This window comes from Variovorax sp. CAN15 (genome assembly GCF_030462475.1).
Taxonomy (GTDB): domain Bacteria; phylum Pseudomonadota; class Gammaproteobacteria; order Burkholderiales; family Burkholderiaceae_C; genus Variovorax.
Genome location: NZ_JASMRZ010000005.1, coordinates 76201 through 101138, shown reverse-complemented (window position 1 = coordinate 101138; position 24938 = coordinate 76201). Strand labels below are relative to the sequence as shown.

The following is a 24938-nucleotide window of genomic DNA, read 5'->3' as shown; positions in this document are numbered from 1 at the left end:
ATGGAAAACTTCGCTTTCGCGCCGGCCTACGAGCTGCCGGTCTGGCCCTTCACGCCACCGCCCGAGCTGGAAAGCACTGCCGTCACGCGCCACCCCATCGTGATCGTCGGCGCCGGCCCCTCGGGCCTCACGCTGGCCTGCGACCTCGCGCAGCGCGGCGTGTGCGCCGTGCTGCTCGACGAGGACGACACCGTCGGCGTGCGCGGCGCCTCGTCGCGCGGCATCTGCTACGCGCAGAAGAGCCTGGAGATCTTCGAGCGGCTTGGCATCTACGAACGCATCGCGGCCAAGGGCATCACCTGGTCGTTCGGGCGCACTTTCTCGGGCGAGCAGGAGGTCTACAACTTCAACCTGCAGGCCAACAGCGTCTCGCGGCAGCCGCCTTTCATCAACCTGCAGCAGTTCTACATCGAGTGGTTCCTGGTCGACCGCATCATCGAACTGGGACTGACCGACCTGCGCTGGAAGAACCGCGTCACGCGCGTGGAGCAGCTCGCCGACGGCGTGCGCCTGGAAGTCGAGACGCCCGCCGGCAGCTACACCATCGAGGCCGATCGGCTGATCGACGCCACCGGCGCCAACAGCGCGATCCGCACGCAGCTCGGCATCGAGGCGCACGCCTCGCGCAGCACCGACCGCTGGTGCATCAGCGACGTGCGCTTCAGGAAGCCGCTGCCCACCGAGCGCTGGACCTGGGTGGACGCGCCCTTCAACGAAGGCCGCGGCGTGTGGCAGCACCTGATGGCCGACGGCGTGTGGCGCATCGACTACCAGATGCCCGAGGACTGCGACACCGCCTACATCAGCAAGCCCGAGGTGGCGGGGGCGCGGCTGCGCGAGCAGCTCGGGCCGGACGTGGAGTTCGAGTTCGTCTGGATCGGCCCCTACGGCTATCGCGACCACCTGCTCGACAGCTTCCGCCACGGCAATGTGTTCTTCATCGGCGACGCGGCGCACGTGGTGAGCCCCTTCGGCGCACGCGGCGGCAACACCGGCATCCAGGATGCGGCCAACCTCGGCTGGAAGCTCGCGCTGGTCGCGCAGGGCAAGGCCGGCGACGCGCTGCTCGACAGCTACGACGCGGAGCGCCAGCCCGCCGCGAAGCAGAACCTGCAGGTCACGAGCCGCTCGGCACGCTTTCTCGCGCCGCGCTCGCCGGCCGAGCACACGCTGCGCCGCGCGGTGGTAGCGCTGGCGGCGCATCATCCGTTCGCGCGGGCGCTGGTGAACACCGGCCGCATGTCGGTCGCCAACGACTATCCGCCCGCGCCGCTGCTGCCCGAAGGCGCGCGCTCGGCGCAGAACCTGCCGCTGCGCTGGTCCGACGGCCGCGAGACCACGCTGATGCAGCTGCTGGCCGAGGGCACGCATTGCATCGGCCTGTGGTTCGCGCCGACGCGCGGGCAGGCGGGAGCGGCGGTCGATGCGATGGCTTCATTGCCCTTGCGCCTGCTGGCCGTGGGCGGCGACAGCGGCCTGCCCACGCTGCAGGCCGACGAGAAGCTCGCGGCCCATCTCGGCGCCGGCGACGCGGGCAGCTTCGTGCTCGTGCGCCCCGACGCCTATCGCGCCGCCGTGCTGGCGAGCGCCACGCCCCAGGCCATCGCCTCCGCCGTGCGCACCGCACTGGCCGCCAACGAGCGCAACCCATGATCACCGAGCCCCGCATCCCCGACCCCGACGGCTTCTACGCCGCGCTGCTCGCCGCCCACGAAGGCCGCAGCGAGGCGCAGAGCGCCGACCTCAACGCGCGCCTCGTGCTGCTGCTGGCCAACCAGTGCGCCGACCAGGACGTGCTGCTCGCCTGCATCCGCGCGGCGGCCGAAGAAGAACCCACTACGACAACGGACGACCACCACACCCCATGACCACGACCGTTTCCTTCGCATCCGCCTCCGACACGCGCGAGCAGAAGCCCCGGCTGCAGCAGCTCGGCCCCGGCGCCTACGGCTACATCAGCGACTTCGATCCCAACTGCGGCTTCGTCGTCGGCGACGAGCACGTGGTGCTGATCGACACGCGCCCCACGCCGCGCATGGCGCGCGACTTCCTCGCCGCCATCCGCACGGTGACCGACAAGCCGATCCGCACCATCGTGCTCACGCACTACCACGCGGTGCGCGTGATGGGCGCAAGCGCCTTCGCGGAGGTGCGCGACATCGTCGCCAGCAGCGGCACGCTCTACTGGATACGCACGCGCGGCCGGGCCGATTTCGATTCGGAGGTCGGCCGCTTTCCGCGCCTGTTCGCTGGCGTCGAGGAGATACCGGGCCTGACCATCCCCACGAAGGTCTTCGACCGCGAGATGGCGCTGCCGCTGGGCGGCGGCCGCGAGCTGCGGCTGATGTCGCTGGGCCGGGGCCACTCGGGCGGCGATGCGGTCGCGTGGCTGCCCGACTGCGGCGTGCTCTTTTCCGGCGACGTGGTCGAGAACCGCTGCGGCGTGTATGCCGGCGACGCCTACATCGGCGACTGGGCCGGCACGCTCGACGCGGTGGCGGCACTCAAGCCGCGCGTGCTGGTGCCCGGCCGTGGCGCGGTGCTGCAGGACGAAGCCGCCTGCGCCGAGGCCATCGGGCTCACCAAGGCATTCCTCTCGACGCTGCTCGAGAGCGTGAAGGCCGGCATCGCGGCGGGTGAGACGCTCAAGGGCTGCTTCGCGCGCGCCGAGGCGGCGATGACGCCGCGCTTCGGCGACTGGCCAGTGTTCCAGCACGTGCTGCCCTTCGATGTCTCGCGCGCATATGACGAGCTGCGCGGCATCGAGCACCCGGTGGTGTGGACCGCCGAGCGCGACCGCGAGCTATGGCAGGTCCTGCGCGGCACATGACCTGAACCGATTTCAAAACGAGCAACGGAGACAAGAGACGATGAAGCGATTTTTTCTTCCCCTGCTGGCCTCGGCCTTCGCGCTGGCCACCAGCCTTGCATCGGCGCAGCCGGCGGCCTACCCCACCCAGCCGATCAAGTGGATCGTGCCCTACGTGGCCGGCGGCGGCACCGACAACCTGGCGCGCACGCTGGCCGAGGCGATGCAGCCCTCGCTGGGGCAGCCGCTCATCATCGACAACCGGCCGGGCGCCTCCACCAACATCGGCGTGGGCGTGATGATGCAGGCCAGGCCCGACGGCTACACCATCATGCAGGCCGAGAACGCCGCGCTGCTCTTCAACGAGCACATGTTCGCCAAGCTGCCCTACAAGCCCGCGAGCGACTTCACCTACATCGGCACCATCGGCCGCTTTCCGGTGGCGCTGGTGGTGCACCCCGACTTTCCCGCGAAGAACGTGGCGGAGTTCGTGCGCTACGTGAAGGCCAACCCTGACAAGGTGAGCTACGCCTCGCCCGGCAACGGCTCGCCGCACCACATGGCGATGGAACTCTTCAAGCAGAAGGCCGGCCTGACGATCACGCACGTGCCGTACAAGGGCGCCGCACCGGCCATGACCGACGTGATGGGCGGCCAGGTGCCGACGATGATGCTGGACCTGGCCTCGGGCCTGCCGATCATCAAGTCGGGCAAGGTGCGGGTGCTGGCCATCGCGCTGCCGCAGCGCGCAGGCGCCCTGCCGGACGTGCCGACCTTCGTCGAGGCCGGCTTCCCCGACGTCAACGCCTACGCCTTCCACGGCCTGATCGGCCCGGCCGGCATGCCGCCGGAAGCGGTGGCGCGGCTCAACGCCGAACTGCACAAGGCGATGAAGGCGCCGAAGGTGGTGAAGCTGTTCGCGGACTTCGGCTTCGAGGCACTGCCGGGGACGCCGCAGGACTTCTACAAGCTGTCTCGCGCGGAGAGCGAGCGCTGGGGCAACATCATCAAGACGGCCGGCGTGAAGCTCGATTGACGAACCGGGAGCCCCCGGGCTTTTCACTTCGCTTCGCTACGTGCAATTCCCCCCGAGGGGGAGGGGCGGCCCGGCGGCGGCCGCCTACCAGCCCAGCCCGAGGTGCAGCGGCAGGTACACAGCCATGCCCGCGAGCATCGTGCCGAGCACGCCGCGCCGCCAGTAGAAGTACGCGGCGCCGACCACCGCCGCGTACAGGCGCGCGTCGTGCAGCGTGGTGATGAGGTGGCCCTGCGTCATGACGATCTCGGGCGCGATCACGCCCGCGAGCGCGGCGGCCGGTGCGTAGTGCAGCGCGCGGTGCGCCCAATCGGGCAGGCCCCAGGGCCGGTCGAGGATGAAGAAGAAGCAGCGCGTGAACACGGTGACCAGGGCCAGGCCGACGATCACGGCCATGGTCCACCAGTCGGTGGTCGCGCTTGCAGTACTGCTCACTTGCTCCCCTCCCCCAGGCTCCGCGCACTTCGTGTCGCTTCTCCTCCCCCCTCCGGACGGAGGGGGCGAGCGCCTTCGGGCGGCCGGGCGGCGCTCACTTGTCGTCCTCCGCGTTCGGGTCGAGTCCGAGCTGCTTCTCGAGCCAGAAGCACAGCAGCACGGCCACGCCGATGGCCACCACGATGTTGAGCTTCAGCGGCAGCGCGTAGGCGGCGACCGCGGTGGCGCCGGCGATCAGCGCGGCCAGCACTCGCAGCCGCGTCGTCGCCATCGAGCAGACGATGGCGACCAGGCTCAGCACGCCGGCGAAGCCCAGGCCCCAGCTCTGGGGAATGAAGTTGGCCAGCGCGATGCCCAGCAGGCTCATGCCCATCCAGGCGCACCAGGTGACGAAGTAGTTGCCGGTGAGGTAGGCCTCCTGCGCCTGCTGCTCGGCCACGGTCAGCGGCGGCTTGGTGTACTTCTTCGTGAAGAGCGCATAGCTCATGTCGGCCGTGAGGTAGCCGTGCAGCATGCGGCGCCAGCGCGGCATGTGCATGAGGTAGGGCCGCAGATGCAGGCTGAACACCACGAAGCGCAGGTTGACGCAGAAGCCCGTCGCCAGGACCACCCAGGCCGGCGCCCCGGCGACGAGCAGCGGAATGGCCGCCAGCTGCGAGCTGCCCGCGTAGACCAGCAGCGTCATCGCCACCGCCTCGACCAGGCTCATGTTCGACTTGACCATGGCCACACCGGTCATCAGCCCCCAGGCGCCGATGCCCAGCGCCACGGGGGTCATGTCGCGCGCGCCGACGCGGAACTCGGGGCGGCCCCGGATGCTTTGCGAGAGGAACATCAGCCGAACACCTGCCCGGGCTTCAGGTCGAAGCCGTGCAGGAAGTCGGCCACCGGCAGGCGCTTGCCGCCGGGCCGCTGCAGTTCCGTGAGGAGGACGGCCGAGCCAGGGGCAGCGGCCACCGTCACGCCAGCAGGGTCCACGGTCAGGATGGTGCCCGGCGTGGCCGCAGCCGCTGAAGACCTCTCGGCGCGGGCGGCCCAGAGCTTGATGGTTTCGCCGTCCAGCGGACTGTTGGCGCCCGGGAACGGGTCGAAGGCCAGCACGCGGCGCACGATGGCCTCGGCGGGCTGGGCCCAGTCGACCAGCGCCTCGTGCTTCTCGACCTTGCTGGCGTAGGTGACGCCTTCGGCCGGCTGCGGCGTGCGGGTGAGCGTGCCGATGCGCGCGAGCGCCTCGACGATCATCCTGCCGCCGAGCTCGGCCAGGCGGTCGTGCAGACGGGCGGTGTTGTCGCCCGCGCCGATGTCGACGGCCTCGCGCAGCAGCATGTCGCCGGTGTCGAGGCCGGCATCCATCTGCATGATGGTGATGCCGGTCTGCGCGTCGCCCGCCTCGATGGCGCGATGGATCGGCGCGGCGCCGCGCCAGCGCGGCAGCAGGCTCGCGTGGATGTTCAGGCAGCCGTGCGCCGGCAGGTCGAGCACCCACTGCGGCAGGATCAGGCCGTAGGCGGCGACCACCATCACGTCGGGCTTCAGGGCCAGCAGGGTGTCGCGCGCGGCCGAGGCCTCGTCGGGGTACTTGCCGTCCAGACGCAGGCTGCGCGGCTGGGCCACGGGCCAGCCGTTGGCCACGGCGCACTGCTTGACGGGGGAGGCCTGCAGCTTCATGCCGCGGCCGGCGGGGCGGTCGGGCTGGCTCATCACCAGCACGACCTCATGGCCTGCGGCGGCGATGGCCTCCAACGCGACGCGCGCGAACTCGGGCGTGCCCGCGAAGACGACTCTGAGGCGGTTCAATCCCGGATCCGATCGAGCTCGAGATCGTCCCCCGTGTGATAGCGCCGGACCACGTCGGTCGGATCGATGTAGATGTACAGCATGCGGCGCTCGTTCACGGCCTTGTAGCGCCAGGTCCAGACGGCGCCGTCGAAGGAACTGACGCGGGTGATCTCATAGGGCCGGCCGTAGAAGGCCATCACGTCGTTCTGGCGCCACTGGTTGACCTTGATGTCCTGGCCGAAGCGCGCCTCGCTGAGCACCTGCGTCACCGAAACCACCTTGCCCGAGGCGTCCATGTCGATATCGATCACCTCGAAGCCGGCCGGCATGCGCGAGTACTGCAGCCGCTCGCCGCCGCCGTTGAGCGGGTAGCGGCCGGTGGGCGCGCCCAGGCGCTGGATGGTTTCGGCAGCCGAGGTGCCGGGCTGGATGCGGGTCGGTTCGCTGGCGCAGCCGGCCAGGAGCCCCAGGCCCGCAGCGGCGGCGAGCGCCAGTGCGGCGAGGGATCTGGAGCGCCGGCCCGCGTTCATGGGGATCAAGCCCGCTCCCGCATCTCTTCGCGCTGCTGCTTCAGCAGCTTGCTCTTGATGCGGTTGCGCTTCAGGGGAGAGAGGTATTCGACGAACACCTTGCCCAGCAGGTGGTCGAGTTCGTGCTGGATGCACACGGCCAGCAGGCCTTCGGCTTCGATGGTGCGCGTCTCGCCGTCCTCGTCGAGCGCCTGCACCTTCACCGAGGTGGAACGCATCACGCCGTCGTAGATGCCGGGCACCGAGAGGCAGCCTTCCTCGTTCAGGACCTTTTCCTCGCTGGCCCAGATGATCTCGGGGTTGATCAGCACGATCGGCTGGTTACGCTCTTCGGACACGTCGATGACGACGAGGCGCTCGTGCACGTCGATCTGGGTCGCGGCAAGGCCGATGCCGTTGGCGTCGTACATGGTTTCCAGCATGTCGGCTACCAGAGTCTTGATGCGCGCGTCGACGCCCTGCACCGGCTTGGCCACGGTGTGCAGGCGCTTGTCCGGGTAACTCAGAATGTTTCGTTTGGCCATGAAATCGAGGGAAAGTTGTGGCTATTTTCGCCAATTCCGCGACGACACGCGGCTCCGTAGCCCGAAAACGTTGCCCTCTCAAGGGCTTCAGCGCAGAATTCGTAGCAAATTGTGAGATTCGTATGCGCAGCGATACGTCGCGCGCTCACCCATCAGACATGAAAAAGCTCAGACTCACCGACCGCCAGCGCCCTTCTTTCCTTGCCACGCTGACAGCCCTGGCGGTGATCGGCAGTTGCGGCGCCACGACGGCCTGGGCCCAGAACTACCCCATCACGCCGCAGCAGCGCGCCACCGCCCAGCAGACCGCCCAGGCCGGCGTGCCGCTGAGCGAACTGGCGCCCAATGCGCCCGACGAATACACCGTGAAGCCGGGCGACACGCTCTGGGCCATCTCCCGCCTCTACCTGCTGCGCCCGTGGCGCTGGCCGGAGTTGTGGGGCATGAACATCAATGAAATCGCCAACCCGCACCGGATCTATCCCGGCCAGGTGCTCTACCTGGACAAGACGGGCGGCCGCGCCCGCCTGATCACCCGCCGCGGCGGCACCAGCGGCGACGGCGGAACCATCAAGCTGTCACCGCGCACCCGTTTCGACTCACTGGCCGGCATGGCGCTGCCCACGCTCAACCCGAGCGTCATCGAGCCCTTCCTGAGCGAACCCATCGTGGTGGACGCGGGCACGCTCGAAGCCGCACCGCGCATCGTGGCCGGCAACGACAGCCGCGTGCTGCTGTCCCGCGGCGACCGGGCCTATGCCCGCGGCACCGCCGAGGCGCCGCTGGTCGAGGTGCCGGGCCCGGTGCAGAACTTCCGCGTCTTCCGCAGCGCCACGCCGCTGAAGGACCCTGGCACGGGCGAAATCCTCGGGTACGAGGCGCAGTACCTGGGCAAGGCGCGTCTGCAGCGCGGCGAATCGACCACCGTCGAGACGGTCGAGGACAAGGACGTCATCACCGTCGTGCCCGCCAGCATCGACATCATCGCCTCGCGCGAGGAGATGCGCGCCGGCGACCGACTGCTGCCGGAGCCCCCGCGCCAGCTGCTGAGCTACGTGCCGCGCGCGCCGTCGACTCAGGTCGAGGGCCGCATCATCTCGGTCTACGGCAACGCGGTGCAGTTCGCGGCGCAGAACCAGGTGGTGGCCATCAACAAGGGCACGCGCGACGGTATCGACAACGGCCACGTGCTGGCGATCCTGAAGAACGGCGAGACCATCCTCGACCGCACCGGCGCGCGCAAGGAAACCATCAAGCTGCCCAACGAGCGCATCGGCCTGCTGATGGTGTTCCGCACCTTCGAGAAGGTTTCGTACGCGCTGGTGCTCGAAATCAACGACACTCCGCGCGCCGGCGACTTCCTCGTCAATCCCTGACCCGCGGCCCCGGCCTTTCTTCTCGCACACTCGATTGGAACGCGCAGAACTCGCAGGCTGGCTGCGGCTTTCGCTGACGCCCGGCATCGGCGACGGTGCCGCGCGCCGTCTGCTCGCGGCCTTCGGGCTGCCCGAGCAGATCTTCACGCGGCCCGATGCCGCGCTGCGCGAGATCGTCTCGCATGCGCAGGCCGAAGCGCTGCTGCAGCCGCCGACCGGCCTGCAGGCGCAGATCGACCTGACCTGGCAATGGCTGCAGGCGGGCGACGACAAGGTCTCGCGCCGCGTCGTCACGCTCGGTGACGCCGGCTACCCGGACTCCCTGCTCGAAATGGCCGACCCGCCGCTGATGCTCTACGTGCTGGGAGCCGCCGGCTTCGACCTCACGCAGCTGGGCCACAGCATCGCCGTCGTGGGCAGCCGCAACCCGACGCCGCAGGGTGCCACGAACGCGCGCAGCTTCGGGCGGGCGCTCGGCGAAGCAGGGCTGCCCGTGGTGTCGGGGCTGGCGCTGGGCGTGGATGGCGCAGCGCACCAGGGCGCGCTCGATGCCGCAGGCGATGCCTCCCGGCTCGCGACGGTGGCCGTGGTGGGCACCGGGCTCGACCGCGTCTACCCTGCGCGGCACCGTGACCTTGCCCACCGCATCACGTTGCAAGGGCTGATCGTGAGCGAGCTGCCGTTGGGCACGCCGCCGCTCACGCAGAATTTTCCGAAGCGCAACCGCCTCATCGCCGGACTGGCACGCGGCACGCTGGTGGTCGAGGCCGCGCTGCAATCCGGCTCGCTGATCACCGCGCGGCTCACCTCGGAGCAGGGCAAGGAAGTGTTCGCGATACCGGGCTCGATCCATTCGCCGCAATCGCGCGGCTGCCATGCGCTGATCCGGCAGGGCGCGAAGCTCGTGGAATCGGTGAACGACATCCTCGAAGAGTTGCCGCCGCTTCAGGCTCCGCGCATTGCCGCGGCTTCTCCGGCCTCCGGCAGCGCGACGAACATGGCTGCATCTTCATCGCCGGAAGATCCGCTGCTGGAGGCCCTCGGCTTCGAGCCGGCAAGCCTCGATGCCCTCGGCGCGCGCACCGGCTGGGGCGCGGCCGCGCTGCAGGCGAAGATGCTCGAACTCGAGCTGGACGGGCATGTCTCACGATTGCCCGGTGGTCTCTTCCAACGAGTGGCATCCACCTAGTCGGCATTGCACGAACGTCGGCTATATTGGGCCCATGTTCGAAGTGCTTGTTTTTGTCTACGAAAACTACTGGCGCGGCGACGCCTGCCCCGAACCCGAGCAGCTGGGCCGCAAGCTCAGTGCACATGGCTTCGAGGCAGAGGAGATCCGCGAAGCCCTTCACTGGCTCGACGGCCTCAGCCTTGCAACGCAAGGCCTGCAGATCGAACACAGCCCTGACAACGACGAGGCCAGCGCCACCGTGGTTCTCAGGGGCAGGCCCGAGGCGGCGCTGCCGCAGTCGGACAACGCGATGCGCATCTACTCACAGGCCGAGCAGGACCACCTCGGTGCCGAGTGCCTCGGTTTCATCCGCTTTCTCGAATCGTCGAACGTGCTGCCTTGCGGGCTGCGCGAGATCGTCATCGAGCGCGCGATGGCCGCGCCGGGCGATCCGGTCGCGCTCGACGAGTTGAAGATCATCGTTCTGATGGTGCACTGGAGCACCGGCATCGAGCCCGATGCATTGGTGCTCGATGAACTGTGCGAGAGCCGCGAAGGCCGCACGGCGCATTAGGCCCGCCCCCAGGCTGCGCGGCACTGCGTATCCGCTGCGCCAACCCCCTACCGGGGGCAACACCAGAGGCCCGGCCAGCTAGTTCAGAAGGCGCTCGGGATTGGCATCGAGCTTCGCCAGCGCTTCGCGCGTGGCGCGCACCGTGAGCGTTTCCTCTTCCGCCGGCACCAGCAGGCCGGCCTGCAGATAGGCCGCCAGCCGACCGGCCTGGATCAGGAAGCTGTGGCCATCTCCCGATGCGAACAGGTGCAGTTGCTTTCGATCGCTGCGCCAGACGAACTGCACCTGGCTCACGCGGTCGTTGTGATCGAGCATGAACCAGTTGCCCACCTGCAGTTCCTGCGCCCAGGCGACCATGTCCTCGGGCACCTTGGCGCCGGCCGTGTCGGGAATGACCTCGATCGATGCCGCGTCCACGCCCAGCAGCAGCTCGATGCTGTGTGCGTCCAGCGGCAGGTCGGCGGTGCCGCCAACGTCGCTCACGAAGTCTTCCAGGTGCGCCAGCCGCTCGGCCATTGCCTCGATCTTGGCCTGCGGGATCGCCTCGGTCTTCGACAGGAAGGCGTCGGACAGCGTGGCGCCGATGGCCTTGATATGCGCTTCCTGCGGCTCGTCGACGATGCCCAGCAGCGCCATGCCCTGGCGCAGGCGCTGCAGCAGCTGCGGCAGGTCCTGGATGACGCGGGCGCGGTCGGTGCGGTTGGGCTTGGCGCTCGCGGCCCACACCAGATCGGAAGCCACGCGCTTGAGCATCACGGTCTGCTCGCCCTGCGCGCCGTAGCGCAGCGCGGCGATGGCCAGCACCTCGGCCCAGATCTTGAAGAGGAACTCCCGGATCTCGTCGCGCACCGGCATGTCGTTCAACATCTTGCGCAGCTCGATGGTGTACTGGATCGCCATCGTCTCCTTCTGCTCGACCTGCTGCGCCACGCTCATCACGCGCTGCGTGGTGTCGCTCTGCGTCAGGTAGCGGTTGAGGAAGGCGACGAACTCGTCGAACACCAGCTTGAACACGCGCTGGCCGGTCTCGGGGTATTGCTCGATGACCTGCACCACGCGGCGGATCTCGCCTTCGAGCGCGCTGCCGCTGATGGCGGCCGCATCGAAGCCCATCACGCACGAGCCCATGCGGTCGATCAGCATGCGCGCGGGGTGCTGCAGGGTTCCGAAGAATTCGGGCTCGGCGATGGCCACGCGCAGCACCGGCATCTGCAGGCGCGCGAACCACACGCGCGCCGAAAACGGAATGCGCTCCTCGGCCAGGATGGCCTGGAACATCAGCGCGACGATCTCGACGGTGGCCTTGTCTGCCGTGGTTGGAGCGCGCTTCTTGAGTTCTGCCGTGCGCCGGCGCAGGTCGACGGCCGTCTGCTGCATCAGCGTGGCCTGTTCGGCCGCGCCTTCCATGTATTGGGTAGCGGCCATCCGGTACGCGGCCTCGGCTTCAGCGATGGCACCGGCGAATGTCCTGGAGAACGCGCGCGGCGCCGGGCTGGCACCTCCACCGCCGCCAGCCTGGCTGCCGGGGCTCGTCGTGGCGCGTCCTTCCGTGCCGCCCGCCTGGAATGCGCCGCCAGCGGCCCCCGGGTCGCCGCCGATGCGGGCGGTCACGAAGCGCTTGAGGCTCAGCAGAGCGGTCTGCGCGCGCTGCCGCGCGATCATCAGCGGCGAGCCGCCGGTAATTGTGGTGGAAGCCACCGTGGACGGCACGGAAAGCTGCTGGCCTTCGAATCCGAAGCCGGGCCGCTCCACGCCCCGGCCCGGGACCTGCGATGGATGGTGGATGCCGGACATGCCGCTGTCCATAGGCGCGGCGCCCGATCCGCCGCTGCCGCCACCGCTTCCGCCGCCCGCATTGCCCGTGCGCCGTACGAAGCTCTTGAGATCGATCTCCTGCATCACGCCGTTGGCGATCAGATAGGCGTTGGCGCTCTCGTAGGCCTTGACGATCACATCGACCAGCCCCTGCTGCACCGTGTCCTGCACACGGGTCCAGAGGCCACGACTCAGCCCGGCCGCGAGCCATTGCTCGACCAGCAGCTTGGCCAGCGTCTCGGGCTTGAGCACGTCCTTGGCATCGAGCTCGGTCGTGCCTTCGAGGTGCTGGATGCGCAGGCGCAGGTCGCTGAGCTCGAAGCTGGCCTTGTCGTGGATGAGCTGCGCGAGGCGCGAGGAGAGGATGTTGCTTTCCACCACCTCGTCGCCGATCAGTTCGAGCCGCAGCGCCGAGGGCAGGGTGCCCGCGCTGCCAGAGCTGGCGGCCAGCGCCTTGCGCCAGCCGGCCTGGCTGAGGCTGACCCAATGGGTGGCCTGCCCCTGGAAGGCGACGAAGTCGTCGCGGTTCTCCTGCATGGCGCGGGCGGTGCCGGCCTCGGACGCCATCGCCGTCAACCTGTCCCGGATCGCGCGTGCCAGCGGGGCGATCGCGCCTTCCGTGGCCGATACGAAACGCTCACGCGTCTCGCGTGCGAGCTGCAGGGAAGAAGCGGACCGCGCAATGCTCATTGAAAGGTCGGAAGGGCCAGGGTGGTCGGTTCGTCGGCGACAACCGGAGCTTGCATCGGGACGGGCTGCCGCACAAGTGCGGAGATTGCCCGGCGTTGCATGCGAGCCGCGACGCCGGTTTGCGCCGCCGCAGCCCTGGATTGCCGAACCCTGGAGTATCCGTCAGACGACAGCGCCGGCATTCGGGTCGTCCCCGGAGCCGCCGTCGCGCTTGGTCGGGCCGCCCTTGACCAGATCCTCGCGCTTCACGCCGAGCCACATGGCGATGGCCGCCGCCACGAAGGCCGACGAATAGATGCCGAAGCAGATGCCGATGGTCAGCGCCAGAGCGAAGTAGTGCAGCGTCGGGCCGCCGAAGAAGAACATCGACAGCACCACCAGCTGGGTGGAACCGTGGGTGATGATGGTCCGGCTGATGGTCGAGGTGATCGCGTTGTCGATGATCTCGACGGTCGACATCTTGCGGTAGCGGCGGAAGTTCTCGCGGATGCGGTCGAAGATCACGACCGACTCGTTCACCGAATAGCCCAGCACCGCAAGCACCGCCGCCAGCACCGCCAGCGAGAACTCCCACTGGAAGAAGGCGAAGAAGCCCAGGATGATCACCACGTCGTGCAGGTTCGCCAGCACGGTCGCCAGCGCGAACTTCCATTCGAAGCGCAGCGCCAGGTAGATCATGATGCCGACGACCACCATGCCCAGCGCCTTCAGGCCGTTGGTGGTGAGCTCGTCGCCGACCTGCGGGCCGACGAATTCGTTGCTGCGCAGCTCGACCGACGGGTCGGCGGCCTTCAGCGAGTCCATCACCTCGGCGCTCTGCTGGGCGGAGGTCGCGCCCTTCTTCACCGGCAGGCGGATCTGCACCGACTTGCCGAAGCTCTGCACCTGCACTTCGGTGTAGCCCAGCTTGCCGACGATTTCGCGGACCTTGCCGACGTCGGCCGACTGGTTGTAGGCGACTTCCATCACCGTGCCGCCGGTGAACTCCACCGACAGGTGCAGCCCGCGGTGGAAAAGGAAGAACACCGCCAGCAGGAAGGTGACGACGGAAACGATGTTCAGCACCAGCGCGTGGCGCATGAACGGGATGGTCTTGTGGATGCGGAAGAATTCCATGGCTGTGCGTCTTTCTTCTGCGTCTTACTTGGTTTCGGCCACGGCCGTACCGTCGGTCGAGGGGCGCCACACCGTGCCGATGGAAACCGACTTGAGCTTCTTCTTCTGGCCGTACCAGAAGTTGACGAGACCGCGCGAGAAGAACACCGCCGAGAACATCGAGGTGACGATGCCGATGCAGTGCACCACCGCGAAGCCGCGCACCGGGCCCGAGCCGAAGGCCAGCAGCGCGATACCCGCGATCAGCGTGGTCACGTTGGAGTCCAGGATCGTGCCCCAGGCGCGTTCGTAGCCCGCGTGGATCGCCGCCTGCGGCGACGCCCCGTTGCGCAGTTCCTCGCGCACCCGCTCGTTGATCAGCACGTTGGAGTCGATGGCCACGCCGATGGCCAGCGCCATGGCCGCGATGCCCGGCAGCGTGAGCGTGGCCTGCAGGATGGAAAGAATGGCCACCAGCAGCAGCAGGTTGACGGCCAGCGCGATCGACGAGAACAGGCCGAACAGCGCGTAGTAGATGCACATGAACACCATGATCGCGGCGAAGCCGTACATCACGCTGTCGAAGCCCTTCTTGATGTTCTCGGCGCCCTGCGTCGGGCCGATGGTGCGCTCCTGGATGATTTCCATCGGCGCGGCCAGCGAGCCGGCGCGCAGCAGCAGCGCGAGGTCGTTGGCCTCCGCCACGCTCATCGAGCCGGAGATCTGGAAGCGGTTGCCAAGCTCGCCGTTGATCGAGGGAGCCGTGAGCACTTCGCCCTTGCCCTTCTCGAAGATCAGCATGGCCATGCGCTTCTTGTAGTTCTCGCGGCTGACGTCACGCATGATGGTGCCGCCCTTGGAGTCCATGGTCAGGTCGACCTTGGGCTGATTGCTCTGCTGGTCGAAGCCGGGCTGCGCGTCGGTGAGGTTCTCGCCGGTGACGAGCACCTGCTTCTTCACGATCACCGGACGGCCCTGGCGGTCGAGGAATTTCTCCGAGCCGAAGGGCACGGGGCCGCCGCTCAGTTCGGCGGCGCGGCCCTCGGCGCTTTCGTCCACCAGGCGCATCTCGAGCGTGGCGGTGCGGCCGATGATGCGCTTGGCCTGGGCCGGGTCCTGCATGCCGGGCAGCTGCACGACGATGCGGTCGATGCCCTGCTGCTGGATCACGGGCTCGGCCACGCCGAGTTCGTTGATCCGGTTGTGCAGCGTGGTCACGTTCTGCTTGAGCGCCGCGTCCTGGAAGCGGCGCGCGGCCTCGGGCTTGATGCTGGCCACGATGCGCCATTCGCTGCCCTGCTGGGTCTCGACGGTGCTCAGGTCGGGCATCTGGTCCTGGATCAGGCGCCGGGCGATATCGACGCTGTCGGCATCGCGCAGCGTGATCTCGACGGTCTGGCCATTGCGGTTCACGGCGCTGCCGCGCACCTTCTTCTCGCGCAGGCCCGTGCGGATGTCGCCGGCGAAGGACTCGGCCTTCTTGTCGAGCACGCCTCGCATGTCGACCTGCAGCAGGAAGTCGACGCCGCCGCGCAGGTCGAGGCCCAGGTACATCGGGAAGGCGTGCAGCGCCGTCAGCCACGAGGGCGAGCGCGACACGAGGTTCAGCGCCACCGTGTAGGAGGCGTCGTCCGCGTCGGGCACCAGCGCTTGCTGCAGCGTGTCGCGCGCCTTGATCTGGTCGTCAGGGGTTGCGAAGCGAACCCGCACCGCGGTGGGATCGAGGGTCAGCAGGTCGGGCGTGAGGCCTGCCGCCTTGAGCAGCCCCTCCACCCTGGCCTGGGTCGACGCGTCGATCTTGACGGTCGACTTGGCTGCCGACACCTGCACAGCAGGCGCCTCACCGAAGAAATTGGGGAGGGCGTAGATGAGCCCCACGAGCAGCACGACCACGATGATCGCGTACTTCCAGACCGGGTAACGGTTCATGAGAAAGCGCTTTTTCTGAAACGGAACACGGCGTGAATTGGGGCCCCGCGCCCGAAGGCGCAAGGTCAGCTCACGCTTTTATTTGACGGCGCCCTTGGGCAGGACCTGCACAACGGCGCTGCGCTGGATCTTGATCTCGACGCCGTTGGCGATTTCGAGGCCGAGGTACTGGTCACCCAGCGAGGTGATCTTGCCGAGCACGCCGCCGGCGGTGGCGACTTCGTCGCCCTTGGCCAGGGCCTCGATCATGGCGCGGGCTTCCTTCTGGCGCTTCATCTGGGGCCGGATCATGACGAAATACAGCACCACGAACATCAGCACCAGGGGCAGCATGCTGCCGAGCGAGGACATCATGTCGCCGCCGCCTGCGGCGGGCGCGGTCTGGGCGAAAGCAGAGGAAATGAACAAGAGAGTCTCCAGCAGAGGGAAAAGGAAAGAAAGCGGCGGGAGCGCGGGTCACGCCCGCGGTTCCTTGGGCTTCGCGGTCGCGAGGGATGCGGACCGCAAGTCAAAGCGCGGCGGGGCCTGGCCGCGCACAGCACCGGGCATTGTATTCGGCGCGGATGGCGGCCCGGAGCCCTTATCCGGCGCGGCGGGGAGGGCTTTCCGGCTGCCCGGGAAGCCGTCGTTCTGCTCCCGTTTCAATAGCAAAGAGCGCCCGATGGGCGCTCTTTGCATGGTCGGCCGGTCCTGAAGCGGCCCTGAAGATCAGGCCGCCGCGCGCTGCCCCTGCGGGTTGCGCCACCTGGCCATCAGCTCGCTCCAGCGGGTGCGGGCAGCCGCCAGGTTGCGGTCCTTCACGTGGCCGTAGCCGCGGATCTGCTCGGGCAGGCTGGCGATCTCCAGTGCCAGCGCGTGGTTGTCGGCGCGCAGCGCGCCGATCACTTCCTCGATGCTGGCGCGGTACTCGCCGATCAGCGCGCGCTCGGTGCGGCGCTCCTCGGTGCGCCCGAAGACGTCGAGCGCCGTGCCGCGCAGGCCCTTGAGCTTCGCGAGGAACCTGAAGCCGGTCAGCATCCAGGGGCCGAACTTCTGCTTCTGCAGCTGCCCCTTGGCGTTCTTCCTCGCGATGATCGGCGGCGCCAGGTGGTAGTTGAGCTTGTAGTCGCCTTCGAACATGCCCTCGACGCGGTCGAGGAAAGTGCGGTCGGTGTGCAGGCGGGCGACTTCGTACTCATCCTTGTACGCCATCAGCTTGAAAAGATACCGCGCCACCGCTTCGGACAGCGCGGTGCTCTTGCCCACGGACGACTCGGCCTGCTGCACCTTGCCCACGAAGCGCTTGTATTCGTCGGCGTAGGCGGCGTTCTGGTAGCCGGTGAGGAACTCCGCGCGGCGCGCGACGATGCTCTCGACCGACTCGCGCTTCTTGAACTCGATGACCTGGCCCGGGCGCACGCGCTTTTGCAGTTCTTCCGGCCGCACCGCTGCCTGGCGGCCCCATTCGAAGGCGGCCTTGTTGTTCTCGACGGCCACGGCGTTCAGTTCGATGGCGCGCATCAGCGACTCGTGCGCCAGCGGGATCCAGCCCTTCTGCCAGGCGTAGCCCAGGATCATCGGGTTGACGTAGATGGTGTCGCCCATCAGCGTGGTCGCGGTGGCGTCGGCGTCGAAGCTGCCCACGCCGTCCACGCCCACGGCGCGCGCGATCTCGGCGGCGCAGGCTTCCTCGGGGTTCTTCCAGTTGGCGTTGCGCACGAAGGCCGCCGTCGGCGCGCTGTGGCTGTTGAGCGCCACGTGCGTGCGCCCTTCGCGCATGCGCGCCATGGTCTCGGAGTTCACGGTGACCAGCGGATCGCAGGCCAGGATCAGGTCGGCCGCCGCCGTGCCCACACGCGTGGTGCGGATGTCGTCCTGCGTATCGCCGATGAGCACGTGGCTCCAGGTGGCGCCGCCCTTCTGCGCAAGGCCGGCGGCATCTTGCGTGACGATGCCCTTGGCCTCGATGTGCGCCGCCATGCCCAGCAGCTGGCCGATGGTGATGACGCCGGTGCCGCCGACGCCCGCCACCACCACGCCCCACACCCTGCCGCCGGCCAGCGACGGAATCGAGGGCTCGGGCAGCAGGCCGAACTCGGCCGGCGTGGCCGCCTTGTTCTTGCCCTTCTTCTTGAGCTGGCCGCCCTCGACCGTCACGAAGCTCGGGCAGAAGCCCTTCAGGCAGCTCATGTCCTTGTTGCAGCTGCTCTGGTTGATGGTGCGCTTGCGGCCGAACTCGGTCTCCAGCGGCTCCACGCTCAGGCAGTTGCTCTGCACGCTGCAGTCGCCGCAGCCTTCGCAGACCAGCTCGTTGATGACCACGCGCTTGGCCGGATCGACGGCCGTGCCGCGCTTGCGGCGGCGGCGCTTCTCGGTGGCGCAGGTCTGGTCGTAGATGATGGCCGTGGTGCCCGCGATCTTGCGGAACTCGCGCTGCACGTCGTCGAGCAGGTCGCGGTGCTTGACCTGCACGTGGTCGCCGGGGATGTTCACGCCCTCGTACTTCTCGGGCTCGTCGGTGACGATGACGACCTTCACCGCGCCCTCGGCATGCAGGCTCTCGGCAATCTGCAGCACCGAGTGGCCTTCGGGCCGTTCGCCGACCTGCTGGCCGCCGGTCATGGCGACCGCGTCGTTGTAGAGGATCTTGTAGGTGATGTTCACACCAGCCGCGATGCTCTGGCGGATGGCGAGCAGGCCGCTGTGGAAATACGTGCCGTCGCCCAGGTTCGCAAAGATGTGCTGGTCTGTGGTGAAGGGCTGCTGGCCCACCCATGGCACGCCCTCGCCGCCCATCTGCGTGAAGCCGATGGTGGAGCGGTCCATCCAGGTCGCCATGAAGTGGCAGCCGATGCCGCCCATCGCGCGCGAGCCCTCGGGCACCACGGTGCTGGTGTTGTGCGGGCAGCCCGAGCAGAACCAGGGCTGGCGCGTGGCGTCGACCACGCTGGTGGAAGCCTGCTGCACCACCATCGAACGCTCCTTGGCTTCGAGGATGGCGAGCTGCGCGTCGATGCGCGCGGCCATGTCGGCGCCGGCGGCGGCCAGCAGGCCGGTCTTCTTCAGGCGCGTGGCGATGGCCTTGGCGATGAGCGCCGGGTTCAGGTCGGCGTTGGCGCGCAGCAGCGTGTGCGAGGTCGGGTTGGGCATCGACCATTCACCGCCCGAGTAGCCCTCGGCCGCGTGCACCTCGCCCTCGTCGAACTTGCCGACCACGTTGGGCCGCACGTCGGGGCGCCAGTTGTAGAGCTCTTCCTTGAGCTGGTATTCGATGACCTGGCGCTTCTCCTCGACCACCAGAATTTCTTGCAGGCCGGTGGCGAACTGGCGCGTGAGCTGCGCCTCCAGCGGCCACACCACGCCCACCTTGTGCAGGCGGATGCCGAGCTGGCGGCAGGCCGCGTCGTCCAGGCCCAGGTCGATGAGCGCCTGGCGGGTGTCGTTGTAGGCCTTGCCGCTGGCCATGATGCCGAAGCGGTCGTTGGGGCCCTCGATCACGTTGTGGTTGAGCCGGTTGGCGCGGATGTAGGCCAGCGCGGCGTACCACTTGTAGTGCATGAGCCGGGCTTCCTGCTCCAGCGCATGGTCGGGCCAGCGGATGTGCAGGCCGCCGGGCGGCATCTCGAAGTCGGTGGGAATGACGATCTCCACGCGCTCGGGGTCGATCATGGCCGTGGCGCTCGACTCGACGATCTCCTGGATCGTCTTCATGCCCGACCACACGCCCGAGAAGCGGCTCATGGCGAAGGCGTGGATGCCCAGGTCGAGGATTTCCTGCACGTTCGCCGGGAAGAACACCGGCGTGCCGCAGGCCTTGAAGATGTGGTCGCTCTGGTGAGCGGCGGTGGAGCTCTTGGAGATGTGGTCGTCGCCCGCCACCGCGATCACGCCGCCGAACTCGGTGGTGCCGGCCATGTTGGCGTGCTTGAAGACGTCCGAGCAGCGGTCCACGCCCGGGCCCTTGCCGTACCAGATGCCGAAGACGCCGTCGAACTTGTTGGTGCCCTGCGGGGAGAAGCCCAGTTGCTGGGTGCCCCATAGCGCGGTGGCGGCCAGCTCTTCGTTCACGCCGGGCTGGAAGACGATGTTCTGCTCTTTGAGGAACTTGCTGGCCTTCCACAGCGCCTGGTCGTAGCCGCCGAGCGGGGAGCCGCGATAGCCGCTGATGAAGCCGGCGGTGTTCTTGCCGGCCTGCTGGTCCCGCAGCCGCTGCAGCATGGGCAGCTTCACCAGGGCTTGCACGCCGCTCATGAATGCGCGGCCGTAGTCGAGGGAGTATTTGTCGTCCAGCGTGACGGTTTCGAGGGCCTTGCGAATGTGCGCGGGTAGCGGTGCATTCATGTCGTTTGTCTCCGTTTGGCAGGGCCTCGTGGGCCTGGCTGTTTCTGGGTCTGTGCCCGGGTAGGGCACGAGCCCATGATCACGCAAAGTGTATGCCGGGGTCCGCGACAGGTGTTTGCGTTCTTTGCCCGGAAAAACGAGCTTCCAGAAAGAATCTTGCTTAACATCGGCACTTATGGAAAGCATTGACAAGTTCGACCTCGCAATCCTGCAAGAACTGCAGGCCGACGGACGCCTTACCAACGCCGAGCTTGCGCAGCGCGTGGGCCTGTCGGCCGCGCCCTGCTGGCGCCGGGTGCGCGCGCTGGAGGAAGCCGGCTTCATCAAGGGCTACCACGCCGAGATCGACCGCCACAAGATCGGCCTGGGCGTGCTCGCCTTCGTGCGGGTCGATACCGAGCGCGTCACCCACGAGGCCACGCGACGGCTGGAGGACGCGATCCGCAAGCTGCCCGACGTGATCGCCTGCCACTACATCAGCGGCACCGGCACCTTCGAGCTGCAGGTGGTGGCCCAGGACCTCGACAGCTTCTCGGCCTTCGCGCGCCAGCACCTGATGAACCTGCCGAACGTGAAGGACCTGCACACCAGCTTCTCGCTGGGCGAGGTGAAAGCCAGCAGTGCGCTGCCGCTGGCGCACCTGGGCGGAGGCACCCGCGCGCGCACGGCCCAGGGGATGGAATGAAGAAAGGCCGGCCCCCCGCAAGGGAGCCGGCCCGGCGATCCGCCCGTGGGCGGGTGACGGCCTTCTGCCCGGAAGCTCAGAAGGCCATTTCCTTCTCGACGTCCTGCAGCTTGCGGCGGGCCAGCGCCAGGTTCGACTTGGACTTGTCCAGCACGAAGTAGATGAACACGCCTTCTTTCTGAGCCATGGGGCGCAGAAGGTGGTACTGCTTGCCGAGGGTGATCAGGATGTCCTCGATGGCGTCGTTCAGGCCGAGCGCGCGCATCGTCTTGAGCTTGGCGCGCACCACCTCGGTGTTCCCGGCGGCCGCCACTTCGAGATCGACACCGGAGCCGATGGCGCCCAGCATCATGCCGCTGGCGGAGTCGACCACGGCTGCGCACAGGGCGCCGTCGGCGGTCAGGAGGTTTTCGAGGCTGTTCTGGATCGAGGCCATTTCAATGATTTCCTGTGGTTCGGTTCAAGTCATGCGAATGAAGGGATGAAGCGGGGGCGTCGCATGCAAACCGCCCCCGCCCGATGTTGTTTTCCGCAGGCTGCTCAGGGCGCCTCGAGCACACGCACGCAGGCGGCGGTCCGGTACATCACCTGCGCCAGCACCGCATTGGCGTCTGCGATGACGTTCACCACCAGTTCGGTCTCGCCGTTGCGCACCGGGCTGACGAGCGCGAATCCCTTGTCGGTGGCCACCGTGATGCAGGTGCAGCGGCCCAGCCGCGCCTCCTGCGACACGACGGCGCCAATGGCGGAGATCGAACTCGCCATCGCGGCGATGCGCGCGGGCTCGAAGTGGCGCTGGCTGGCGCTGGCGATCTCGAAGCCGTCCGGCGTGGCGATGACCACGCAGGCGATGCCGTTCACGTCTTCCAGCACGCGCAGCACCTCGGCCGCGGCGCGCAGCTTGATTTCGTGGGGAATCCTCATGGCGCGATCTCTTCGTCGAGCGCCTCTATCTGCATCAGCAGCGTCTCGATCAGCGCGACGACGTCGTCCCTGCGGCGCGGATCGGTCGCCATCACCGGCAGCACCAGCCCGCGCGCCGCCAGTGCGTGCGCATAGTCGTCGAGCGTGGGAAAGGGATGGGTGGGCAGCCGGCTGACGCCGATCGCACAAGGCATCTTCTCGAGCGCGCCCGCGAAGCCGTCGAGGTAGGCCGCCATGTCGGCGAGCGGGTCTGGCCGGCTGTTGTCGATGAGGATGGCGAAGCCCAGCGCGTCGCGCACCAGGATCTTCCACATGAAGTCGAAGCGGGCCTGCCCCGGCGTGCCGTACAGGCGCAGGCGGTCGCCGTTGTCCAGCGTGACCTGGCCGAAGTCGAGCCCGACGGTGGTGGTGGCCTTGGCGACAGAGGCGTCGGCATTGGCGACCTCGGTGCTGACCGGTGGTGTTTCGCTGATGGCGGCGATGGCCGTGGTCTTGCCCACGCCCATCGGGCCCGTGAAGACGAGCTTGTAGTCCCTCATGGCCGTGCTCCGTTCAGGCCAGCCCGAGGCGCTGGCGGATGCGCGCGAGCAGGCCCCGCTTGCTCCGCGCGGCATCGCCGCCGGCGGACGCGCGGGACGCGGAAGGCGCAGGCGCCTGCTCGGCCCACGCCAGGGCGCCTTCGCCGTCGAGCAGGCCGAGAAAAGTGCTGCACACCTCGACGTCCACGCGGCCGAGCACGCTGAGGCTCTCGGCCGATTGCATGCTCCTGGAAAGCGCGGCGGCAAGCCGCACGAAGGCCGGATGGCGCCGCAGCGTCGCCTGCGAGGGCCAGCGCACCAGCGAGGCACGCATGCCGGGCGGGCGCACGGCGGCACGCGCGGCTTCGGCGGACGCTGTGCCCGGCCCGACCTCGTTGAGCAGCTCCACCAGCTCCTCGGCATAGATGGGCCGCGCGAGCGCGCGGCTGGCGCTCCTGGCGGCGGCATCGCCGCGGGTCACCACAGGCACGACGAAGCGCGCCCTGAGCGCCTGCCATTCGGAAGCGGGGAAATCGCCGTCCATCAGCAGCAGGTCGCAGGATCGCGATTCGCTGACGGTCCAGCGCGAACGGAGATTGGAGCTGAGGCGCACGATGATTCTCAGGAGCTCGACCTCAACCTGAGGGAGCCCCATGACACCCAGTACGAGAGACATACCTTCTTCCCTGATTGCTTGTTTTCAAATGTTCGCCATTGTTAGTCTTGTTAACTATTTGCGTATTCCAAATCGGTCCGACGCCTGAAATTGGGGCAGGCATCGAGAAGAAATCCACATCATTTGTTAACCGGGAGGGTCTCGACGCCACACCCATGCCGGCTGCGGCGCGGCAGGCGCCCCGCGGCCGGAGCCTAAAATCCCGCACCTTTGCCCTTCTTGGGCGGCCATGTCCGCCATTTCCCCCGGAGATACTCCATGAACCGCATCCGGCGCGCCCTGTCGCTCGTTCTTCTTTCCGCCAGCGCAGCCTTCTCGCTGGGTGTCCAGGCCCAGAACCGCGAGCTGATCGTGGCTTCCAGCGCCACCTACGCGCCCTTCGCCTTCGAGAACAAGGACAAGCAGATCGTCGGCTTCGACATCGACATCATCAACGCCATCGCCAGGCAGCAAGGCCTGAAGATCAAGGTCGTCAACACACCCTTCACCGGCATCTTCGGCGCGCTGAACAACGGCGACGTCGACCTCGTGATCTCGGGCGTCACCATCAACGAGAAGCGCAAGCAGAGCTACGACTTCACCCCGCCGTACTTCGCGGCCCGCCAGCTGATCGCGCTGCCGAAGAACAGCAAGGTCGCATCGCTGAAGGACCTGGCCGGCAAGAAGATCGCCGTGGTCAGCGCCTCCACCGCCGACGACATCGCCTCGCGCGAGTTCGGCAAGACCAACCCGGACATCCGGCGCTTCGAGAGCACGCCGCTCATCATTTCCGAGCTGGCCGGCGGCGGCGTCGATGCCGCCATGGGCGACAACGGCGTGATCGCCTATCGCGTGGCGCAGAACCCCGATCTGAAGACGCTGGACGACAAGTCCTTTCCCGAAGAAGGCTTCGGCATCGTCGTGAAGAAGGGCGACAAGCCGCTTCTGGACAAGCTCACGGCCGGCCTCGCCGCCATCCGCGCCGACGGCAGCTACGTGACGATCTACAAGAAGTGGTTCAACAAGGACCCGAACGTCCGATGAACCTGCACGGCATAGGCCAGGAATACCGCGGAGCCGGCTCAGCCGGGCCGCTGGTATTGCCCCCGGCAGGGGGTTGGAGAAGCGACACGAAGTGCGCGCAGCCTGGGGGAGAGCAATAGATGGAACAACCGATCCTGCTGTTTGGATGGTTCCGATGGGACATCCTCGTTGAGTACAAGGACCTGTTCTGGCAGGGCGCATGGATGACGCTGCGCATGACGGTGGTCTGCGTGCTGCTGGGCGCGAGCTGGGGCCTGTGCCTCGCGCTCGCGCGGCTGGCGCACCCGCGCCACGCGCCATGGACCTGGGTGGCACGCTTCTTCCTGCGCTGGCCGGCCACGGTGTACGTGAGCTTCTTCCGGGGTACGCCGCTGTTCGTGCAGATCCTCTTGATCCACTTCGCGGTGATGCCGGTGTTCATCCACCCGACCTCGGGCATCCTGATCGACGGCGAACTGGCGCGCACGCTCAAGCAGGAGCACGGCGCACTCATCTCGGGCGTGGTGGCGCTCACGCTCAACTCGGCGGCCTACATCTCGGAAGTTTTCCGCGCGGGCATCCAGTCGATCTCGCGCGGCCAGTTCGACGCGGGCCGTTCGCTGGGCTTCTCGCCCGCGCAGGTGATGCGCTACGTGGTGCTGCCGCAGGCCTTCCGCCGCATGCTGCCGCCGCTGGGCAACAACGCGATCGCGCTGCTGAAGGACACATCCCTCGTCTCCGCCATCGGCCTGGCCGAGCTGGCGTATGCCGCGCGCACCGTGGCCGGCGCCTATGCGCGCTACTGGGAGCCGTACCTCGCGATCTCGGTCATCTACTGGGTCATGACGCTGATCCTCACCACCCTGCTGCGCCGCCTCGAACACCGCCTGGCCCGCAGCGAAAGGACGTAGGCACACCCCCAGGCTTCGCGCACTTCGTGTCGCGCACGCCTTCCCCCTTGCAGGGGGCAACACCCGAGGCCCGGCGAAGCCGGTTCCTCGGTGTTCGCGCGATGACAGGATCGCGGGACCTGCTGGCGCCGGGGCCAAA

24 protein-coding genes are annotated in these 24938 nt (G+C 68.0%); 10 read left to right on the top strand and 14 right to left on the bottom strand.

Features of this window, described 5'->3' with window-relative positions:
* The 4 genes from QMO14_RS06275 to QMO14_RS06260 are packed head-to-tail and all read left to right on the top strand — an operon-like array spanning window position 1 to window position 3845.
* Window positions 1-1653, top strand: a complete 1653-nt coding sequence (locus QMO14_RS06275; protein ID WP_301505528.1) for an FAD-dependent monooxygenase — start codon at window positions 1-3, stop codon at window positions 1651-1653.
* Complete coding sequence (locus QMO14_RS06270; RefSeq protein WP_301505527.1) at window positions 1650-1868, top strand: DUF2783 domain-containing protein; 219 nt, start codon at window positions 1650-1652, stop codon at window positions 1866-1868. Before QMO14_RS06275 ends, QMO14_RS06270 begins: the two co-directional genes overlap by 4 nt.
* On the top strand, window positions 1865-2830 hold the full coding sequence (locus QMO14_RS06265; protein ID WP_301505526.1) for an MBL fold metallo-hydrolase: 966 nt from the start codon (window positions 1865-1867) through the stop codon (window positions 2828-2830). Before QMO14_RS06270 ends, QMO14_RS06265 begins: the two co-directional genes overlap by 4 nt.
* A 40-nt stretch (window positions 2831-2870) precedes the next feature.
* The gene (locus tag QMO14_RS06260) at window positions 2871-3845 is read left to right on the top strand and encodes a tripartite tricarboxylate transporter substrate binding protein (protein WP_301505525.1); all 975 of its coding nucleotides are present in this window, start codon (window positions 2871-2873) and stop codon (window positions 3843-3845) included.
* 84 nt (window positions 3846-3929) lie between these two features.
* On the opposite strand, the gene QMO14_RS06255 is transcribed toward QMO14_RS06260, so the two are convergent.
* From QMO14_RS06255 to def, 5 genes are all read right to left on the bottom strand, one after another.
* Complete coding sequence (locus tag QMO14_RS06255; RefSeq protein WP_301505606.1) at window positions 3930-4241, bottom strand: AzlD domain-containing protein; 312 nt, start codon at window positions 4239-4241, stop codon at window positions 3930-3932.
* 133 nt (window positions 4242-4374) lie between these two features.
* The gene (locus tag QMO14_RS06250; RefSeq protein WP_301505524.1) at window positions 4375-5115 is read right to left on the bottom strand and encodes an AzlC family ABC transporter permease; all 741 of its coding nucleotides are present in this window, start codon (window positions 5113-5115) and stop codon (window positions 4375-4377) included.
* Window positions 5115-6077, bottom strand: a complete 963-nt coding sequence (gene fmt / locus QMO14_RS06245; RefSeq protein WP_301505523.1) for a methionyl-tRNA formyltransferase — start codon at window positions 6075-6077, stop codon at window positions 5115-5117. Before fmt ends, QMO14_RS06250 begins: the two co-directional genes overlap by 1 nt.
* Window positions 6074-6589 carry a hypothetical protein gene (locus QMO14_RS06240; protein ID WP_301505605.1) on the bottom strand — a complete coding sequence of 172 codons (516 nt, stop codon included), beginning with the start codon at window positions 6587-6589 and terminating at the stop codon, window positions 6074-6076. The genes fmt and QMO14_RS06240 overlap by 4 nt, the downstream gene beginning before the upstream one ends.
* A 5-nt stretch (window positions 6590-6594) precedes the next feature.
* Window positions 6595-7113 carry a peptide deformylase gene (gene def / locus QMO14_RS06235; protein ID WP_301505522.1) on the bottom strand — a complete coding sequence of 173 codons (519 nt, stop codon included), beginning with the start codon at window positions 7111-7113 and terminating at the stop codon, window positions 6595-6597.
* Between the two features lie 158 nt (window positions 7114-7271).
* Between def and QMO14_RS06230 the strand changes: the two genes are divergently transcribed.
* The 3 genes from QMO14_RS06230 to QMO14_RS06220 are packed head-to-tail and all read left to right on the top strand — an operon-like array spanning window position 7272 to window position 10234.
* Complete coding sequence (locus tag QMO14_RS06230; protein WP_301505521.1) at window positions 7272-8489, top strand: LysM peptidoglycan-binding domain-containing protein; 1218 nt, start codon at window positions 7272-7274, stop codon at window positions 8487-8489.
* A gap of 34 nt (window positions 8490-8523) precedes the next feature.
* Entirely contained in the window at window positions 8524-9678 is a 1155-nt protein-coding gene (gene dprA, locus QMO14_RS06225) for a DNA-processing protein DprA (protein WP_301505520.1), read from the top strand.
* A 34-nt stretch (window positions 9679-9712) separates the two neighbouring features.
* Window positions 9713-10234 carry a DUF494 family protein gene (locus tag QMO14_RS06220; protein WP_301505519.1) on the top strand — a complete coding sequence of 174 codons (522 nt, stop codon included), beginning with the start codon at window positions 9713-9715 and terminating at the stop codon, window positions 10232-10234.
* Between the two features lie 78 nt (window positions 10235-10312).
* Here the strand turns inward: QMO14_RS06220 and QMO14_RS06215 are convergent, their stop codons facing one another.
* The 5 genes from QMO14_RS06215 to QMO14_RS06195 form a co-directional block, all read right to left on the bottom strand.
* Entirely contained in the window at window positions 10313-12739 is a 2427-nt protein-coding gene (locus QMO14_RS06215) for a DUF1631 family protein (RefSeq protein ID WP_301505518.1), read from the bottom strand.
* 162 nt (window positions 12740-12901) lie between these two features.
* A complete protein-coding gene (gene secF / locus QMO14_RS06210; protein WP_301505517.1) occupies window positions 12902-13855 on the bottom strand; it encodes a protein translocase subunit SecF in 954 nt (317 codons plus the stop codon).
* 24 nt (window positions 13856-13879) lie between these two features.
* The gene (gene secD / locus QMO14_RS06205) at window positions 13880-15763 is read right to left on the bottom strand and encodes a protein translocase subunit SecD (RefSeq protein ID WP_301505516.1); all 1884 of its coding nucleotides are present in this window, start codon (window positions 15761-15763) and stop codon (window positions 13880-13882) included.
* Window positions 15764-15841: 78 nt separating this feature from the next.
* Window positions 15842-16171 (bottom strand): preprotein translocase subunit YajC, encoded by a 330-nt coding sequence (gene yajC, locus QMO14_RS06200; RefSeq protein ID WP_125950429.1) that lies wholly within the window; start codon window positions 16169-16171, stop codon window positions 15842-15844.
* A 300-nt stretch (window positions 16172-16471) separates the two neighbouring features.
* On the bottom strand, window positions 16472-20083 hold the full coding sequence (locus tag QMO14_RS06195; protein WP_301505515.1) for an indolepyruvate ferredoxin oxidoreductase family protein: 3612 nt from the start codon (window positions 20081-20083) through the stop codon (window positions 16472-16474).
* A 175-nt stretch (window positions 20084-20258) separates the two neighbouring features.
* Between QMO14_RS06195 and QMO14_RS06190 the strand changes: the two genes are divergently transcribed.
* Complete coding sequence (locus QMO14_RS06190; protein ID WP_301505514.1) at window positions 20259-20768, top strand: Lrp/AsnC family transcriptional regulator; 510 nt, start codon at window positions 20259-20261, stop codon at window positions 20766-20768.
* Window positions 20769-20844: 76 nt separating this feature from the next.
* On the opposite strand, the gene QMO14_RS06185 is transcribed toward QMO14_RS06190, so the two are convergent.
* The 4 genes from QMO14_RS06185 to QMO14_RS06170 all read right to left on the bottom strand — a co-directional run bounded on the left by QMO14_RS06185 (window position 20845) and on the right by QMO14_RS06170 (window position 22823).
* Entirely contained in the window at window positions 20845-21204 is a 360-nt protein-coding gene (locus QMO14_RS06185; RefSeq protein ID WP_301505513.1) for a hypothetical protein, read from the bottom strand.
* A 104-nt stretch (window positions 21205-21308) separates the two neighbouring features.
* The gene (locus QMO14_RS06180; protein WP_301505512.1) at window positions 21309-21692 is read right to left on the bottom strand and encodes a roadblock/LC7 domain-containing protein; all 384 of its coding nucleotides are present in this window, start codon (window positions 21690-21692) and stop codon (window positions 21309-21311) included.
* Window positions 21689-22231 carry an ATP/GTP-binding protein gene (locus QMO14_RS06175; protein ID WP_301505511.1) on the bottom strand — a complete coding sequence of 181 codons (543 nt, stop codon included), beginning with the start codon at window positions 22229-22231 and terminating at the stop codon, window positions 21689-21691. The genes QMO14_RS06180 and QMO14_RS06175 overlap by 4 nt, the downstream gene beginning before the upstream one ends.
* Window positions 22232-22244: 13 nt before the next feature.
* Window positions 22245-22823, bottom strand: a complete 579-nt coding sequence (locus tag QMO14_RS06170) for a hypothetical protein (RefSeq protein WP_301505510.1) — start codon at window positions 22821-22823, stop codon at window positions 22245-22247.
* A 321-nt stretch (window positions 22824-23144) separates the two neighbouring features.
* On the opposite strand from QMO14_RS06170, the gene QMO14_RS06165 reads away from it, so the two are divergent.
* Together QMO14_RS06165 and QMO14_RS06160 are read left to right on the top strand one after the other, a co-directional pair.
* Window positions 23145-23909 carry a basic amino acid ABC transporter substrate-binding protein gene (locus QMO14_RS06165; protein WP_301505509.1) on the top strand — a complete coding sequence of 255 codons (765 nt, stop codon included), beginning with the start codon at window positions 23145-23147 and terminating at the stop codon, window positions 23907-23909.
* Between the two features lie 119 nt (window positions 23910-24028).
* Window positions 24029-24799 carry an amino acid ABC transporter permease gene (locus tag QMO14_RS06160; RefSeq protein WP_301505508.1) on the top strand — a complete coding sequence of 257 codons (771 nt, stop codon included), beginning with the start codon at window positions 24029-24031 and terminating at the stop codon, window positions 24797-24799.
* Window positions 24800-24938 lie beyond the last annotated feature (139 nt).

Excerpts from the sequence above, each read along its gene's own strand:
- QMO14_RS06275 (WP_301505528.1), top strand. The coding sequence starts at position 1 with ATGGAAAACTTCGCTTTCGCGCCGGCCTACGAGCTGCCGGTCTGGCCC.
- QMO14_RS06270 (WP_301505527.1), top strand. The coding sequence starts at position 1,650 with ATGATCACCGAGCCCCGCATCCCCGACCCCGACGGCTTCTACGCCGCG.
- QMO14_RS06265 (WP_301505526.1), top strand. The coding sequence starts at position 1,865 with ATGACCACGACCGTTTCCTTCGCATCCGCCTCCGACACGCGCGAGCAG.
- QMO14_RS06260 (WP_301505525.1), top strand. The coding sequence starts at position 2,871 with ATGAAGCGATTTTTTCTTCCCCTGCTGGCCTCGGCCTTCGCGCTGGCC.
- QMO14_RS06255 (WP_301505606.1), bottom strand. The coding sequence starts at position 4,241 with ATGGCCGTGATCGTCGGCCTGGCCCTGGTCACCGTGTTCACGCGCTGC.
- QMO14_RS06250 (WP_301505524.1), bottom strand. The coding sequence starts at position 5,115 with ATGTTCCTCTCGCAAAGCATCCGGGGCCGCCCCGAGTTCCGCGTCGGC.
- QMO14_RS06240 (WP_301505605.1), bottom strand. The coding sequence starts at position 6,589 with ATGAACGCGGGCCGGCGCTCCAGATCCCTCGCCGCACTGGCGCTCGCC.
- def (WP_301505522.1), bottom strand. The coding sequence starts at position 7,113 with ATGGCCAAACGAAACATTCTGAGTTACCCGGACAAGCGCCTGCACACC.
- QMO14_RS06230 (WP_301505521.1), top strand. The coding sequence starts at position 7,272 with ATGAAAAAGCTCAGACTCACCGACCGCCAGCGCCCTTCTTTCCTTGCC.
- QMO14_RS06220 (WP_301505519.1), top strand. The coding sequence starts at position 9,713 with ATGTTCGAAGTGCTTGTTTTTGTCTACGAAAACTACTGGCGCGGCGAC.
- QMO14_RS06215 (WP_301505518.1), bottom strand. The coding sequence starts at position 12,739 with ATGAGCATTGCGCGGTCCGCTTCTTCCCTGCAGCTCGCACGCGAGACG.
- secF (WP_301505517.1), bottom strand. The coding sequence starts at position 13,855 with ATGGAATTCTTCCGCATCCACAAGACCATCCCGTTCATGCGCCACGCG.
- secD (WP_301505516.1), bottom strand. The coding sequence starts at position 15,763 with ATGAACCGTTACCCGGTCTGGAAGTACGCGATCATCGTGGTCGTGCTG.
- QMO14_RS06195 (WP_301505515.1), bottom strand. The coding sequence starts at position 20,083 with ATGAATGCACCGCTACCCGCGCACATTCGCAAGGCCCTCGAAACCGTC.
- QMO14_RS06190 (WP_301505514.1), top strand. The coding sequence starts at position 20,259 with ATGGAAAGCATTGACAAGTTCGACCTCGCAATCCTGCAAGAACTGCAG.
- QMO14_RS06185 (WP_301505513.1), bottom strand. The coding sequence starts at position 21,204 with ATGGCCTCGATCCAGAACAGCCTCGAAAACCTCCTGACCGCCGACGGC.
- QMO14_RS06180 (WP_301505512.1), bottom strand. The coding sequence starts at position 21,692 with ATGAGGATTCCCCACGAAATCAAGCTGCGCGCCGCGGCCGAGGTGCTG.
- QMO14_RS06175 (WP_301505511.1), bottom strand. The coding sequence starts at position 22,231 with ATGAGGGACTACAAGCTCGTCTTCACGGGCCCGATGGGCGTGGGCAAG.
- QMO14_RS06165 (WP_301505509.1), top strand. The coding sequence starts at position 23,145 with ATGAACCGCATCCGGCGCGCCCTGTCGCTCGTTCTTCTTTCCGCCAGC.
- QMO14_RS06160 (WP_301505508.1), top strand. The coding sequence starts at position 24,029 with ATGGAACAACCGATCCTGCTGTTTGGATGGTTCCGATGGGACATCCTC.